General features: G+C 74.4%; 8 protein-coding genes. 7 read left to right on the top strand and 1 reads right to left on the bottom strand.

The features are described from left to right. Positions 1 to 254: 254 nt before the first annotated feature. Genes WME89_RS46365 through WME89_RS46375 form a run of 3 tightly spaced genes read left to right on the top strand, consistent with a single transcriptional unit; the run spans position 255 to position 7,647 of the window. The gene (locus WME89_RS46365; RefSeq protein ID WP_438005955.1) at positions 255 to 3,863 is read left to right on the top strand and encodes a protein kinase domain-containing protein; all 3,609 of its coding nucleotides are present in this window, start codon (positions 255 to 257) and stop codon (positions 3,861 to 3,863) included. Continuing rightward, complete coding sequence (locus tag WME89_RS46370) at positions 3,860 to 6,964, top strand: hypothetical protein (protein ID WP_438005956.1); 3,105 nt, start codon at positions 3,860 to 3,862, stop codon at positions 6,962 to 6,964. The genes WME89_RS46365 and WME89_RS46370 overlap by 4 nt, the downstream gene beginning before the upstream one ends. After that, positions 6,964 to 7,647 (top strand): hypothetical protein, encoded by a 684-nt coding sequence (locus tag WME89_RS46375; protein WP_438005957.1) that lies wholly within the window; start codon positions 6,964 to 6,966, stop codon positions 7,645 to 7,647. The genes WME89_RS46370 and WME89_RS46375 overlap by 1 nt, the downstream gene beginning before the upstream one ends. A gap of 191 nt (positions 7,648 to 7,838) precedes the next feature. Here the strand turns inward: WME89_RS46375 and WME89_RS46380 are convergent, their stop codons facing one another. After that, a complete protein-coding gene (locus WME89_RS46380) occupies positions 7,839 to 9,362 on the bottom strand; it encodes an MFS transporter (RefSeq protein WP_438005958.1) in 1,524 nt (507 codons plus the stop codon). Between the two features lie 333 nt (positions 9,363 to 9,695). Here WME89_RS46380 and WME89_RS46385 point away from each other — a divergent pair, with 333 nt between their 5' ends. The 4 genes from WME89_RS46385 (at position 9,696) to WME89_RS46400 (ending at position 14,896) form a co-directional block, all read left to right on the top strand. Then, positions 9,696 to 10,925, top strand: coding sequence for a tyrosine recombinase XerC (locus WME89_RS46385; RefSeq protein WP_438012056.1), 1,230 nt, complete (start codon positions 9,696 to 9,698; stop codon positions 10,923 to 10,925). Continuing rightward, a complete protein-coding gene (locus WME89_RS46390) occupies positions 10,922 to 13,231 on the top strand; it encodes a sulfatase-like hydrolase/transferase (RefSeq protein WP_438005959.1) in 2,310 nt (769 codons plus the stop codon). Before WME89_RS46385 ends, WME89_RS46390 begins: the two co-directional genes overlap by 4 nt. 202 nt (positions 13,232 to 13,433) lie before the next feature. Further along, positions 13,434 to 13,859 carry a MarR family winged helix-turn-helix transcriptional regulator gene (locus WME89_RS46395; RefSeq protein ID WP_438005960.1) on the top strand — a complete coding sequence of 142 codons (426 nt, stop codon included), beginning with the start codon at positions 13,434 to 13,436 and terminating at the stop codon, positions 13,857 to 13,859. A 53-nt stretch (positions 13,860 to 13,912) separates the two neighbouring features. Beyond that, positions 13,913 to 14,896 (top strand): hypothetical protein, encoded by a 984-nt coding sequence (locus tag WME89_RS46400; RefSeq protein WP_438005961.1) that lies wholly within the window; start codon positions 13,913 to 13,915, stop codon positions 14,894 to 14,896. The last annotated feature ends 66 nt before the right edge of the window (positions 14,897 to 14,962 follow it).

Below are 14,962 nucleotides of genomic sequence, written 5' to 3' on the forward strand. Positions count from 1 at the left end.
CGAGCTCCTTCCGGGCCGACGCGGCCACGGCCGGGCAGTCCGTCGCTGGGCGCGTTGGCCGTGATCCTTGTCATCGGCTGCGCGCGTGAGTCGCAGGCGTGTCACCGTCACGCCTCGGAGCGCTTCTCCTACCTTTCTCTCGTGAGGGTGGACGACATGGTCATGGTTCGCGCTTCACCGGGAACCATGTATGCTCGCCCTGGCTTACTCGCCCTCTGCCGCGCACGGCGCGGTCTCTATTCGCCGCCCGGTATATGGCCCCGCTCGACCCGCATGCCGAGGAGCCGAACCTCGTAGACACAGCCGCTGCGCGGATCGGGACAGCCCTGAACGCCAAGTGGCGGCTCGATGACCTGCTCGGGGTCGGCGGCATGGGCGCCGTGTTCGCGGCGACGCACCGCCGGGGCTCGCGCGCCGCGGTGAAGGTCCTCCACATCGAGTTCGCCCGCAACGCCGAGCTGCGCGACCGCTTCCTGCGCGAGGGCAAGATCGCGAACCGGGTCGATCACCCCGCGCGCGTCGCCGTGATCGAGGACGACCTCAGCGACCGGGGGGAGCCGTTCCTCGTCATGGATCTGCTCGCCGGCACGACGCTCCAGCGGCTCGCGAGCAGCGCCGGCGGCACCCTCCCCGTCGCGCAGGTGCTGCCCGTCTTCGACGTCGTGCTCGACCTGCTCGAGAAGTGCCACTCGATCGGCATCGTCCACCGCGACATCAAGCCGGCCAACATCTTCGTCACGAGCGCCGGCCACGTGAAGGTCCTCGATTTCGGCATCGCCCGGATGCGCGACCCCGAGCGGCAGGCGACGCGCGCGGGGCTCACGTTCGGCACCCCGGCCTTCATGTCGCCCGAGCAGGCCATGGGCGTCTCGGGCATCGATGGCCGCTCGGATCTCTGGTCGGTCGGCGCGAGCCTCTTCACCCTGCTGTCCGGCAAGCGGCTGAACCGCGGCCGGAGCGAGTCCGAGTCGTATTTCCTCGCGGCCACGCAGACCGCGCCGTCGATCGCGACCGAGGTGCCCGACCTGCCGGTCGAGATCGTGGCGTTCGTCGACAAGGCGCTCGCCTTCGAGCGCGGGGGCCGCTTCCAGAGCGCCGCCGCGATGCGCGCCGAGCTCCGCCGGCTGACCGCCGCGCACGCCGCCGGCCAGCTCACGCCCTCGCGCGAGAAGAAGGCGCCGCGCGTGCTCGTCCGCGGCAACGACGCGATCGACGAGGACCATGAGCCGCCCTCGCTCGCCGTCGTCGAGCAGACGTGCCAGCGGCTGGTCGGCGTCTGGAAGCAGCTCGCCCTCGTGCTCAGCAACATCCGCCAGTACGGGTGGAACCACCCGCACGTGAACAAGGGCATCCACTTCGCCTTCGACGAGATCACGCGCACGCTGTCGCAGAACCCGCTCGGCGTCCGCTGGGAGGTCACGCCGAGCGCGTTCACCTCCGGCGGCCAGCCGATCTGGCAGCCCGACCGGCCGCCGTTCGATCGCATCCCCTACCAGCTCTTCGCCGACGGGGTCCGAAAGATCCAGATCAAGGCGGGCGTCACCGAGGCCGAGCTCCGCGACTTCGCCGCCATCCTGCTCCGCGACCAGAGCTTCGGCATCGGCGAGGACGACGACGCGGTGACGGCGCTCTGGGACCGCCGGTTCGAGCACATCGCCTACATGGCGATCGACCAGTTCGCCGAGGGCGACGTCGATCCAGAAGAGTTCGAGGAGCAGTGCCGCGAGATCGCGACAGGGGCGCGCGCCCTCGCGCAGATCGAGAGCCTCTGGGACGAGAGCTCGCTCGCGGGCAGGGCCCTCCAGCGGAACGTCGAGGCCGCGCTCACGGAGACGGGCGCGGCGGCCTCGGCGCTCGCCATCGACCCGCTGACCCGGAGCACCCTCGGCGCCCAGATCGCGCTGCCCTCGGAGCAGTGGAGCGAGCGGTACATGGAAGCGTTCGTCGACGGGTACGTCGACGCCGTCCGGCACGGCGACGTCGACCGCCTGACCACGGCGCTCACCGCGTGGACCGCCGACCAGATCGTCCTGCACAGCTACGAGCTCGCTTTCGAGGTGCAGGCGATGCTCCGGCGCGCGTTCGCCGGGCGGCTCGACAGCGTCCAGCGGGGCGCGCCGGGGGCGCAGCACCGGCACGGCGCCGCGCTGCCGCAGATCTCGCTGCGCTCGGTCGACCGGACGCTCGCGCACGCGATGTTCCCTGTCGAGGCGCTGCGGGCGATCCTCGACGACCTCGCGACGGCCCACCCGGAAGAGCCGGCGGGCGCCGCGGCGCCGGCTGGCGCCGCGGGCCACGGCGCCGCGGCCCATCATGGCGCCGCGGGCCACGGGGCCACGGCCGTCAGCGCCGCGTTCGCCGGCGCGGGCGCCGGGGCGCTCGCCGGCCGCAGCGCGCCCCAGGCCGCCGCGGCGCAGGCTGCCGCGGCCCGCGGCGCGTCCCAGGGCGCCGCGGCGCCGGCCGGCGCGGGCCGCGGCGCGCCCCAGGCCGCCGCGGGGCGGAGCCTGGCGCCGCTCGACCCGGCGATCGTCGAGGGCCTGGCGCGCGCGCTCGACGCGCTCGAGGACGGCTCGCTCTTCGGCGCTGCCTGCCAGTGCTACAGCGCGGTGCAGTCCGAGCGCCTGCGCGAGATCCTCTTCGCGTACCTGCGGCGGTGGGCGCCCGGCCGCGAGGCGGAGCTCGGCGACCTGCTCTCGCGCGCCCCGGCCCCCCTCGCCCTCACGCTCATCCAGCTGCTCTCGCAGCTCAAGACGCCCGAGGCGCTCGCCGCGCTGGAGGCCGGCTTCGCGAGCCCGCACGTCGAGGTGCGCATCAGCGCGCTCGCCGAGCTCCCGGACGCGGCGGGGAGCGAGGGCGCCTCCGGCGCGGGCGCCGCCGCCGAGCGCGTCCGGGAGGAGCTCCAGAAGCTGCTCGACGACCCCGCGCCGCCGGTGCGCCGCGAGGCCCTGCGCCTCATCGGCAAGCTCGGCGTCCTCGCCGCGGGCCCGACGCTCGTGCGGCGCATCGTCGCGCCGTCGTTCCACGACCTGCCGGCGACGGAGCGGCGGCAGTGGATCGAGACCGTCGCGCAGCTGAACCCCGCGCGCGCCGAGAAGCTCGCGATCGAGCTGCTCGAGAAGCGCCAGCTCATCCCCTCCGAGGCGATCGAGCAGACCCGCGAGCTGGCCGCGCACTTCCTCTGCCAGGCGCGGAGCTACGAGGCGCTCCGCGCCGTGAAGGAGGCGACGAAGCCGCGCTGGTGGAACACCCCGCCGGTGCGCGACGCGGCCGCCCGCGCCGCGGTCGCGATCGCCGCGCGCCTCGTCGCGCCGACCCGCCCGAGCGATCGCCCGCCGTTTGCCGCGTCGCTGCCGTCGCCGTCGCTCGCCGACGCGAGCGCGCCCCCCTCCCGCGCCGCGCGGTCGTACTCGCCGGTCGCGGTCCGGCGCGCGAGCCCGGCCGCGCCGCTCAGCCTGCCGGACCAGCTCGAGCCGTGGAGCACCCCGCGCCCGAGCTCCGTCGGCCCCCACGGCGCCGACGGGCGGCCCGCCTACCGGCCGCCCATGGTCTCGCCCGTCCCCGGCTCCTCCAGCGCCGCCTCGGCGCCGCCCAACTCCGTGCCGTTCAGCCGGCGCGCGCCGCACTCCGCGGCCGCCGCGTCCACCCCGACCGCCGCGCCGCCGTCGATGCCGCGGCCCGTCTCGGCGCCGCGGTCCCCTGCCCCGCCCTCCAGCGCCGCCGCTTCGCCGTACAGCGTACGGCAGGGCCCCGTGTCGATCCCGCTCAGCCCGTCGGCCCGCCCGGCCATCGAGCCGGCGCCCAGCAGCGCCGTCCCGTCGACGAGGCCGGCGCCCTCCCCGTCTCCGCGCGGGAGGAAGCCGTGAGCGAGGAGAAGGCCAACCTCCACGAGATCACCGGCGAGACGGCGATCTCGGGCGTGAAGGCCGACGGGCGGCGGCGCGCGGCGCTCGGGCTCGTGCAGATGATCTACCGGCTCGCGAAGGCGTGCCTCCTGCACAGCGACTCGAACCAGGCGGTGCTGTCGCTCGTGCCGTCGGCGATCGAGAGCGTCGTCCAGTTCTGCGAGCTCTCGGGGAGCGAGGCCGCGACGCTCGTGTTCGCGGGCAACACCCTGTTCCTCAACGGCCAGATGCTCCGCGCCTCGCGCGAGACGTACGAGGTCGCCCTGGAGCTCGGCAGCTTCTTCGAGGCGTGCGACGTCTCCGAGCTCGTGCTCGACAAGACGGTGCGCCGCGCCGAGCTCGCCGCCTTCGCCCGGCTCCTCGCCGACGCGCAGCGCGATCGCAGCATCGCCGCGCGGCTGCTCCAGTCGAACCTGCGCGGCGTCCGCGTCCGCAAGCTCACGAACCCGTTCCCCGGCGGCTCGATCGAGGGCGACGGCACCCGCATCGGCCGGATCAGCCGCACCTACGCGGCGGCGATCCTGGTGATGCGCTCGTTCTACGCGGCCCTGCGCTCCTCCGAGGCGGCGCTGCCGCAGCGGGTGAAGCGCGTCGCGCAGAAGCTCGTCGCCGCGGCCGAGGAGGACGCGCGGCTCCTGCTCTCGGTCGCCGCGGGCAAGGTCGCCGACCCCGACGAGGCGGGGCTCAGCGTGTCGACCGCGATCATCGCGCTCGGCATCGCTCGCCAGCTCACGACCGACAGGCGGATGCTCGGGAGCCTCGTCACCGCGGCGCTGCTCTACGACGTGAGCCGGCTGCGGCTCACGGGGGCGCTCGCGGGCTCGGACGAGGGCGAGGAGCCCGCCGGGCGCTCGCTCCTCGAGCGCAGCCTGAGCGACGACGAGAAGGAGCGGCTGCCGGCGAGCGCCGCGGTCATGCTGACGGCGCTCGGCAAGCTGCACGCGCCGTCGATCACGCGCACGGTGATCGCCTACGAGGCGCTCGGGCTGCGGCCGGGCGGCCGGCAGGGCCCGCTCTACGGCGGCCGGCGCAGCCCCACGGTGCTCGCGCGGATCCTCGCGGCGGCGCGCCAGTTCACGGAGCTCCGGGCGTCGCCGTTCCCGGCGCTCGACGGCGGGCCGGGCGGCGCCTCGTCGCTCGACGCCGTGCTCCAGCGGATGGTGGCGGGCGCCGAGAGCGCGACCGACAGGGCGATCGGCAAGCTGCTCATCGGCGCGCTCGGCATCATCCCGACGGGGACGTTCGTCCAGCTGAGCACCGGCGAGCTCGGCGTCGTGCTCTCGACGCCGCCGTCGCCCGCGCACTTCGCGCAGCCCCCGGTGCGCATCCTCTTCGACGAGCGGGGGCACCTGCTCGGCGCGCCGTTCGACGTCGATCTCGCGCAGCGGGCGCCGGGCGCGGAGCCGTGCTTCATCGTCCGTCCCGTCGAGGTGGAGCCGCACCACGAGCGCGCGATCCGCGCCGCGTTCGGCTTCCGCGCCGGCAGGGGCGCCGCGGGCGTCGAGTCGCGCGTGACCGCCGCCGCCGCGCCGGCCTTCTCCGGCGACGAGGTCCCCCCGACCGAGCCGGGCGACACGCTCGCGCCGCGCGCGATCCGCCCTGCCGACGAGGGCGGGCGCGCTGCCCCGTCGCGCAAGGAGGCCGCGTGGCTGGGCAGGCCGCTGGCGGGCTCCGCGCACGCCACGCCGTCCCCTGTCAGCGTGCAGCCGAGGCAGCCGGCGCCGGCGGAGCGCCCGGCGCAGGCCGAGCGGTCGCGCAACGAGAACCTGATCTCGACGCAGCCGCCTCCCTCGACGGCGGCGGCGCGCGCGGCGATGGCGGTCCCTCCCCCGCCGCGGCTGCCGCGGGACTCGCGGCCGTTCGGGCAGGTCGCGTCGACGAGGTACGCGGTGCCCGCGCCCGAGCCGACGCGCCCGTCGCGGCGGATGGAGCGCCGGGACGACCCGCCCTCGCGGGACCAGGGCGTGGGCCAGCTGCCGACGATCGGGCCGCCAGCGGCGGCGTTCCCTGTGTCGCGGAGGCCGGGGGACGCCCCGCTCGGCCCGCCGTCGCGCCGGTCGGATTCCCGAGCAGATCCGGAGAGCTGGGACTGGGACGACGAGCTGCCGACCATCGATCCGCCGCCGCCGCCGCCCCCGCCGACGTCGCGGAGCCCCTCGTTCCCGCCCGAGCACTTCCCGAGCCGCCCGCCGGACCGGGCGCCCAGCCAGGCCCCGGGCCGCGTCTCCAGCCTGCCGCCGGTCCGGGCGCCCAGCCAGGCCCCGGGCCGCGTCTCCAGCCTGCCGCCGGTCCGGTCGCCCAGCCAGGCCCCGGACCGGGGCGCCGGCGCCGGCTTCGCGCCCACGCGTGCTCCGGGGGCTGCGCAGGACCGCACGCCCGGCGCCGGCTTCGCGCCCGCGCGTGCTCCGGGGGCTGCGCAGGACCGCACGCCCGGCGCCGGCTTCGCGCCCACCCGTGCTCCCGCGTATCCGGCGGACCTCGCCTCCAGCCCCGGCGTCGCATCCGGGCGTGCTCCCGGGTATCCGCCGGACCGCGGCTCCAGCTCCGGCGTCGTGTCCGGGCGCGCTCCCGGGTATCCGCCGGACCGTGGCTCCAGCCAGGCGTCGGACCGTGGCCTCAGCTACGCGCCGGACCCTGTGCCCACCGAGCGGAACGCGTCGCGGGGGCTCTCCGGGGGCGGGACCGGCTTGAGCCTGGAGGACGCGGACCTGACCTGGACCGACGACCTGCCGACGCTCGATCCGCCGCCGCCGCCGAGCACGGAGGAGCTGGAGCGCGACCGCTTGCTCGCGGCCTACCTGGCCGAGCGCACGCCGTTCCCGCAGGCCGATCTGCACGAGTGGAGCGCGTCGTCCGGCGAGCCGCCCGGCTCGGCCGAGGCGGACGGCAGGTGGCGCGGCGGCTCGCCGTCCCAGCACGCGGCGCCCGACTCGCGCGCGACGCCGCCGATCAGCTCGAGCCCGTTCGGCGCCTCGCGGCGCCCGCCGCGCGCGCCCATCCCGCGGGAGGAGCCGGACGACGAGCCGAGCCACCCGACGGCGCCCGAGAGGCGGGACCGCTGATGGCCCGGTCCGCCGCGCTCCCGCGGCGACCGGGGATGGGGCGCGCGCGGGGCCCGTCGCGCCGGGCCGGGGCTGCGCTCGTCGCGCTGCTGCTCGCCGCGCCGGCGTGCGGCGACGATGAGCAGCCTCCTCCGCCCGAGGAAGAGGAGCCTCCGCCGGTCGAGGGGGGGTGCAAGCTCGGGTATCTGGGCGAGGAGGGCGCGGACATCCGGATGGAGGTCATCGCGCTCGGCTCGAGCGACGCGGCGCGCCCGGTGAGCGACGGCGACGGGCTGGACATCATCATGCCGCCGCAGGGCGGGCGGGTGCTCTTCCTGGGCGTCCGCGCGACGAACCTCGGCGCCTGTGGGGTCCAGCTCTCCGGCTCGCTGCGCGACCCCGAGTCCGGTCGGGTGATGTCCGAGTCGAGGACGGTCAACCTGAAGCCGACTGGCGACGGCTGGGGCGCGAGCGTCGACGCCGACATCTCGACGTTCGCGAACGTGGGAGTCTGTCCGAACAACTGGTCCGGCCGGAACATCTTCGACGAGGACTACGAGGTCGTGGTGCAGGTGAAGGACAGGGAGGGCCGGATGGCGAAAGAGGTCAGGCAGGTCCGGCCGGCGTGCAACGAGCCCGAGTTCGAGGTCGAGTGCCGCTGCATCTGCAAGCACGGGTACATCCTCGGCGAGGCGTGCGAGTAGGTCATGTCGCTGCGACCCCGCAGTGGCGGGCTGCGTTGAGAACCGCATCGCGGATGGTGCGATTCTCAACGCACGGGCCTGTTAGCACGTAAGAGCCAAAGCGGACCAATCCCACCGATTCCCAGACGCGCGTGCCTGTCAGCGCGTAAAGGTCCACGCGGCCGGCGCGTCCGCGACGCCGCCCCCGCGCTCTACACGTCGAGGTCCTTCCACCGCCTCGAGCGGCGGGTGAAGATCAGCATGCCGATGAGCGAGGCGACCCCGACCGCCGCGAACGAGTACCAGATCTCGTAGGGCTGGTAGGTGTCCCAGAGCAGGCGCGTGGCCTCGACGGCGTCGAGGTGCAGCACCTCCTGGAGCTTCCTGAAGGCGTCCTGGCGCGACACCCCGAGGAGCCCCGAGAGCGACGACACGTCGCCGTCCCAGGCCTTCCCTTGCGCGTAATCGGTCTTCTCGGCGAGGTAGCGCAGGGCCAGCGTGGCCTTCTCGCCGCGCGTGCCGTACAGGACCCCCGCCATCTGCGCGCCGATCGCCGGGCCGATCGCCGCCGGGATGTTGACGTAACCGAGGTAGAGCGCCTTCTTTCCCTTCGGCGCGATGAGCGCGAAATACTCGCTCTTCTTCGGGCCGGTCAGCATCTCTCCGATGGAGAAGAGCAGGATGCCCAGGAAGAGGACGTAGAGCGAGGTCGTGGTCCCGGAGACGAGGATACCGCCGATGGCGACCAGGATGCCCAGCGTCATCGCCGAGAGCACCTTCATCCTCGCCACGAGGTACGAGAAGGGCACGAGCAAGAGGACGATGCACACCGCGTTCACGTTGATGACGTTCTCCTGCTTGAGCTGCACCCCCCGCGGATCCTTGATGTCGAGCCAGGAGGACGGGATCCAGGGGTTGTTCTGCACGAACGAGGTGCTGCTGATCCAGTCCGTGTAGAAGTTCGGCATCAGGTCCCAGAGCTGGTACATCATCAGCCAGAACCCCGAGAGCAGCAGGATCACGGTGATGAGCCGCGCGTCCCAGATGTTCTTGATCGTGTCCTTGAAGACCCTCCACGCGTCGGAGGTCTTGTCGGCGCCGGAGTCGACCTCCTTGTAGGTGAACAGCATCAGGAAGTTCAGGGAGATGATGCAGGCGCAGCCATAGAACACCCAGGGCCAGCCCTTGCCGTGAAGGTAGCCGGCGAGCGGCGGGCCGATCGCCCCACCCACGTTCACGAGCCAGTAGAAGAGGCCCCAGCCGACCGACGAGTTCGACTTGTCCATCGACTGGGCCAGGGTGCCCTGGATGCCAGGCTTGAAGAGGGCCGTGCCCGTCGCGAGGACGACCACGCCGAGCAGGAAGCCGGTGAAGCTCCGCTGGGTGGCCATCAGCAGATAACCGATGATCTTCAGCCAGACCGTGATGAAGATCGTGCGCTTGTAGCCGTACCGGTCGGCGTAACCGCCGGTGATCATCGGCAGCAGCGACTGGATGAGGGCCCAGACCATGTAAATGGTGCCCTTGTCCTGCTGGCTGAAGTGGAGCCCTCCAGGCTCGTCGGCCTGGGCGATGTAGATGGGCATCACGACGCGCACGCCGTAGTAGGCCAGCCGTTCCCACATCTCCATGGTGCAGCCCATCCAGAAGGAGCGCGGCAGGCTCTTGATGGTCTGAGCAAAGGAGAGCTTCGGCGGAGCCGCGTTGGATGGCTCGCTCACGACTGCGTTCGTCATTTCATGCTCCTCGCGCGACAGCGCCCCCGGGACGGGCCGTCGTATCACACCGCGCAGCCCATGGCGGACCGCGCGCAGCGGACGGCGGACCGCGCGCAGCGGACGGCGGACCGCGCGCGGCCGATGGCGAACCGCGCGCTCCCGATGGCGAACCGCGCGCTCCCGATGGCGGACCGCGCGCGGCGCATGACGAACCGCATGCCCCGGGCGGTCCACCCCCGCGCCGTACGGTGGCCGGCCTCCAGGTCAGCTGTCCCCCTGGGCGGCACCTCCGCTCGACCGCCGGCGAGTCTTTGCCTGCCGCCGCGTCCTGGTGGTAGGGCAAACCCCGTGATGCACGCGCGGCGGAGCGGTGATCGATCCGGCGGGACCACGCTGGAGCAGGCGATCGCGCGCTTCCTCACCTACCTCACGGCCGAGCGCCGGGCCTCGCGCCACACCGTGGACGCCTACCGGCGCGACCTCGAGCAGCTCGCGCGCTTCGCCCGCGAGAAGGCAGCCGCGAACGCCGAAGGCCGCCCAACGCCGGCGCGGAGCAAGGCGAAGGCCGCAGGGAAGACCCCGGCCGCGGGCGACGCCCAGGCTGCCGGCAAGGCCCAGGCTGCCGGCAAGGGCCAGGCTGCCGGCAAGGCCCCGGCCGCCGGCGAGGGCCCGGCCGCCGGCGAGGGCCCGACCGCCGGCAAGGGACCGGCCGCCAGAGATGCCCAGGCTGCCGGCGAGGCCGCAGCCGACGCCACGACCGCAGGCGACGCCGCGGCCGCAGGCGACGCCACGGCCCTCGACGGCGTCGACGTGCTCCTCCTGCGCGGGTGGCTGGGCTCGCTCGCGCGCACCCACGCGCCCGCCTCCATCGCGCGCAAGGTGGGCGCCGCCCGCGCCCTGCTCCGGTTCCTCGAGCGGCGCGGCGAGGTCGACAAGAACGCGGCCGCCCAGCTCGCCCTGCCCAAGGTCCGGCGCCCGCTGCCGACCTTCCTCGACGTCGACGCCGCCGCCGAGGTCATGGAGATCCCCGGCACCGACACCGCCGAGGGGCTCCGCGACCGCGCCATCCTCGAGACCCTCTACGGCGCGGGCCTGCGCGTCTCCGAGCTCTGCGGGGTCGACCTCGCCCACGTCGACCGGCAGCGCGACAAGGCCTCCGTGCGCGTCGTCGGCAAGGGCGACAAGGAGCGCATCGTCCCGCTGGGCTCCCACGCCGTCGCCGCCATCGAGCGCTACCTCGAGCGGCGCGACGAGCTCGCGGACCCGACGACCGGCGCCCGCGACCCCCGCGCGCTGTTCCTGTCCCGCCGCGGCGCGCGCATCGGGGTGCGCCGCGTCCAGGCGCTCGTCCAGCGCTACGGCGCGCTCGGCGCCGGCCGGGCCGACCTGCACCCGCACGCGCTCCGGCACACCTGCGCGACCCACCTGCTCGACGGCGGCGCCGACCTCCGGGCCATCCAGAAGGTGCTCGGGCACGCCTCGCTCGCCACCACGCAGCGGTACACGCACGTCTCGATCGACCACCTGCTCAAGGTCTACGACGCCGCTCACCCGATGGCGCGGAAGCGGAGCCCATCGTGAAGCGCACCCCGAGCTCGCCGGGGAACGCCGTCCCCACGCTGGCCCGCGCGTGGGCGGGGCGGCTCGCCAGGAGCGCGCTCGGGGCCAGCGTCTTCGGCGCCCTCGCCGCGTCGCTCGACGCCGGCTGGGCCACGGCGGGCGCCATCGACGACGCCGCGTTCCAGCGCGCTACCTACCTCGCCGACATCGGGGTGTTCGCCCCGGTCGCGCTCGCCGTCGGCCTGCTCGGCGGCCTCTCCGCGATCGTGGTCGACCCGTCGCGCCCGCCGTCGCCGGCCACGCTCGTCGCCTCGCTGCGGGTGCGCGCGATCGGCCGGCCCGCCGACATCGCGGCGTTCGTGCCGCTCGCGGTGCTCGCGGCCTTCCTCTGGATGACCCTGTGCGCGCACCTCGCCCGCGCGCTGCTCGGGCTCGAGGCCGCCCCCCTCCTGGTCGGCACGGCGATCGCCGCGGGCGCGCTCGGCCTCGGCCTCATCGCGGGCCTCGCCGTGCTCGCCTTGACGCCGCCGCTCCGGCGCACGCTCGCCAACGCGAGCGACGGGCGCCCGGCCTGCGTCGACCCGGCGGTCACCGGCGGCGTCGCGCTCGGGCTCGCCGCGACCCTGTTCGCCCTCGGCGTCGCCACGGGCGGCGTCTCCGGCGAGGGGGGCTTCCTCGGCATCTACGGCGTCTTCAAGCGCCCCGAGCTCGACCTGCGCGCGCCGGCGCTCCTGCTCGTCGTCGCGCTCGCCGCCTTCCTCGCGCCGGCCGCCGTCCGGACGCTGCGCGGCCCGCTCGCGCTCGTCCTCGCGCTCGCGCCGCTCGCGCTCACCGCGCGCGCCGCCTCGTCGCTCAACGCCGAGCCCGCGGTGGCCCAGGCGCTCGAGCGCGACGCGCCCGTCGGCGGCAAGAGCCTCGCGATCCTGCGCCGCGCCGCCGATCGCGACGGCGACCGCGCGGCCGCGCTCTTCGGCGGCGGCGACTGCGACGACCGCGACCCGCGCGTCCACCCGCTGGCCGAGGAGATCCTCGACAACGGCGTCGACGACGACTGCACCGGCGGCGACCTGACCGCCGCGGCGCTCGCCCAGCTCGCCCCCGCCCCCACAGCGGCGCGCGCCGATGCCCGCGCGTCGTCCGAGGCGCGCGTGCCGGCGGACCTGAACGTCGTGCTCGTCACGATCGACACGCTCCGCTGGGACCTCGGCTACGCGGGCAACCCGCGGCCCGTGTCGCCGAACCTCGACGCGCTCGCGGCGCGCTCGACGGTGTTCGAGCGCGCGTACTCGCTCGCGTCGTACACGGGCAAGAGCATCGGCCCGATGCTCATCGGCAAGTACGGGAGCGAGACCCACAGAAACTGGGGTCATTTCAACAAGTTCGGCGAGGAGGACACGTTCGTCGCAGAGCGGCTGAAGGGCGCGGGGGTGCGGACGATGAGCGTGCACGGGCACCGCTACTTCGGCAGCTTCGGCGGGCTCGATCGCGGCTTCGACGTGGTGGACATGTCCGCGGCGCCGCCCGAGGGCGCGCCGTGGGACATCGACAACAAGGCGACGAGCCCGGCGCTGACCGACGCCGCGCTGCGGCTGCTCGGGTCGCCCGAGAACACGGGCGGGCGCTTCTTCCTGTGGGTCCACTACCTCGACCCGCACGCCGACTACCTCCGGCACGACGACGTGCCGGGCTTCGGCGCGTCAACGCAGCGGGACCTCTACGACGGCGAGGTGGCGTTCACCGACCGGCACATCGGCCGGCTGCTCGACGCGGTCGCGGCGGCGCCCTTCGCCGGGCGCACGGCGATCGTGGTGACGAGCGATCACGGCGAGGCGTTCGGCGAGCACAAGATGTTCCGCCACGGCTTCGAGCTGTGGGAGGAGCTCGTGCGCGTGCCGCTGCTCGTCCACGTGCCCGGCGCGGCGCGGTCGCGGGTCCAGGCGCGGCGCAGCCTGATCGACCTCGCGCCGACGCTCCTCGACCTCATGCGGGTCCCGGGCCCGGCCGAGGGCGCGCCCGCGACCGACTTCCTGTCCGGCACGTCGCTCCTGCCCGACGTGTTCCTCACCCCCGGCGAGCAGGCCCCGGCGCGCGACGTGCTGATCGACATGCCGGCCGGGCCCTACAACGACGCGCGGCGGTCGCTGCTCCGCGGCGACATGAAGCTGACGATCTCGGGCGGCGCCCGGTTCGAGCTGTACGACCTCGCGAGCGACCCCGAGGAGCGGAAGAACCTCTGGGGGACGCCGGCGGCGAAGGAGATCGAGCCGTACTACGCGGCGACGCGGGCGCGCCTCCGCGAGATCCAGGTGACCGGCGCGCGAAAGTGACCGGCGCGCGAAAGTGACCGGCGCGTCGAAGTGACCGGCGCGTCGAAGTGACCGGCGCGCGAAAGTGACCGGACGCGCGCGAGTGACCGGCGCGCGGCGGACCTGCCGGCGTTCGGCGGCGGACGGACCCGCGCCGGAGCGCGCCCGCGATCGTGCCGAAATTTACTTGCACATACGCAACTGATGCGTAATCAATAATGTTGTGACCAAGCAAAAGGTCCTGGGCTCGATGTTCGAGCAGTTCACGCGGATGATGTTCTCGCGCATCATCGCCGGGCTCGCGCGCACGCTGCACGAGGAGGACTTCAGCGTGGCGCAGATCGCCGCGCTGCACCTCGTCGATCAGGAGGGCCCGATGCGCGTCACTGCCCTCGCCACGTCGCTCGGGCTCTCGGCCTCGGCCGGGAGCCGGCTCGCCGATGGCCTGGTGCAGCGGGGGCTCCTGGCGCGGGAGGAGGATCCCGAGGACCGCCGCGCGAAGACGCTCGCGCTCACGGCCCTCGGCCGCCGCTTCGTCGACCAGGCGAGCGTGGAGCGGGTGCGGGTGATCATGGAGACGGCCAGATCGCTGCCGGCGGACGTCCCGGCGGCGGTCCTTTCGGCGGTCCGCGCGTTCCGGGGAGAGTGAGCCTCACCCTCGGATGTCTTGCGTGAAACCCCTTGTGTAAGGAGGAGGTCAACATGGATATCGTCGTGTTCTCGTCTCACGAGCTCCCGATCGCGCTCGGCGCGCTGCGGGAGGTGGCCCTGGCCGACGGCGCGCTCGCGCGCCTCGACCCGGAGCAGCGCGCCGTCCTCGAGGAGCTCGCGGCCCTGCACGGGGCCGAGGTTGACGTCGACGGGCTGCCGCGCGTCGCGCCCGAGGCGGCGGCCCGCGCGATCCCGGATCCGCGCCGGCGCAAGCGGCTCGTGCAGCTCGCGCTCGTTGTCGCGATGGCGGACGGCGAGGTGACGGCGGCCGAGGTGGACGCGGCGGAGGCGCTCGCCCGGGCGCTCGGCGTGCGCGAGCAGGGCGTGGGCGTGCTCCGCCTCGTCGCGCGCGGCCACCGGCGGCTCGCCCAGGCCGCGGTGCGGCGCCGGCTCGTGGGCGTGCTCGCCGGCGAGGTGATGAGAGACGAGGGCCTCGCCGGGCTGCGCAAGCTCATCGGGCCGCTGTTCGGCGCGGGCGTCGAGGATCGCGCGCGGGCCTTCCGCTTCAAGCAGCTCGGGCTCTTGCCCGAGGGCACGCTCGGCCGGGTGTTCTGGGAGCACTGCACGGCGCGTGGCTTCCTGTTCCCCGGGGAGAGCAGGGACGCGATCGCGGAGCGCGCTGTGTTCCACGACCTCGGCCACGTGCTCGCGGAGTACGACACGGACCCGGCGGGCGAGATCCAGGCCGGCTCCTTCCAGGCCGGGTTCATCCGGCGCGACGGGTTCGCCTTCCTGCTCTTCGTGATCCTGCACTTCCACCTCGGGATCCAGATCACGCCGATCGCCGCGCCGCAGGTGGGCCTCTTCGAGGCGCGCAAGGTGCTGCGCGCGGTGGCGCGCGGCGCGGCCTGCAAGGTCGATCTGAGCGATCGCTGGGACTTCTGGGACGTCGTGCACCTGCCGCTCGGCGAGGTGCGCGCGCGGTTCGGGATACCGCCGCTCGCCGCGATGAGGGCGCGGCAGGAGGCCGCCTGAGCACATGAATCCGCCGCTCGCCTGAGCGCCACGGGAGCCAGGTGTCTGGCTCACCGGAGCCGGACG

It is taken from the genome of Sorangium sp. So ce321, assembly GCF_051530195.1.
Taxonomy (GTDB): domain Bacteria; phylum Myxococcota_A; class Polyangia; order Polyangiales; family Polyangiaceae; genus Sorangium.

Bases quoted from the DNA above. Each gene is read 5' to 3' on its own strand.
- WME89_RS46400 (WP_438005961.1), top strand. From the start codon at position 13,913: ATGGATATCGTCGTGTTCTCGTCTCACGAGCTCCCGATCGCGCTCGGC.
- WME89_RS46375 (WP_438005957.1), top strand. From the start codon at position 6,964: ATGGCCCGGTCCGCCGCGCTCCCGCGGCGACCGGGGATGGGGCGCGCG.
- WME89_RS46380 (WP_438005958.1), bottom strand. From the start codon at position 9,362: ATGACGAACGCAGTCGTGAGCGAGCCATCCAACGCGGCTCCGCCGAAG.
- WME89_RS46385 (WP_438012056.1), top strand. From the start codon at position 9,696: ATGCACGCGCGGCGGAGCGGTGATCGATCCGGCGGGACCACGCTGGAG.
- WME89_RS46365 (WP_438005955.1), top strand. From the start codon at position 255: ATGGCCCCGCTCGACCCGCATGCCGAGGAGCCGAACCTCGTAGACACA.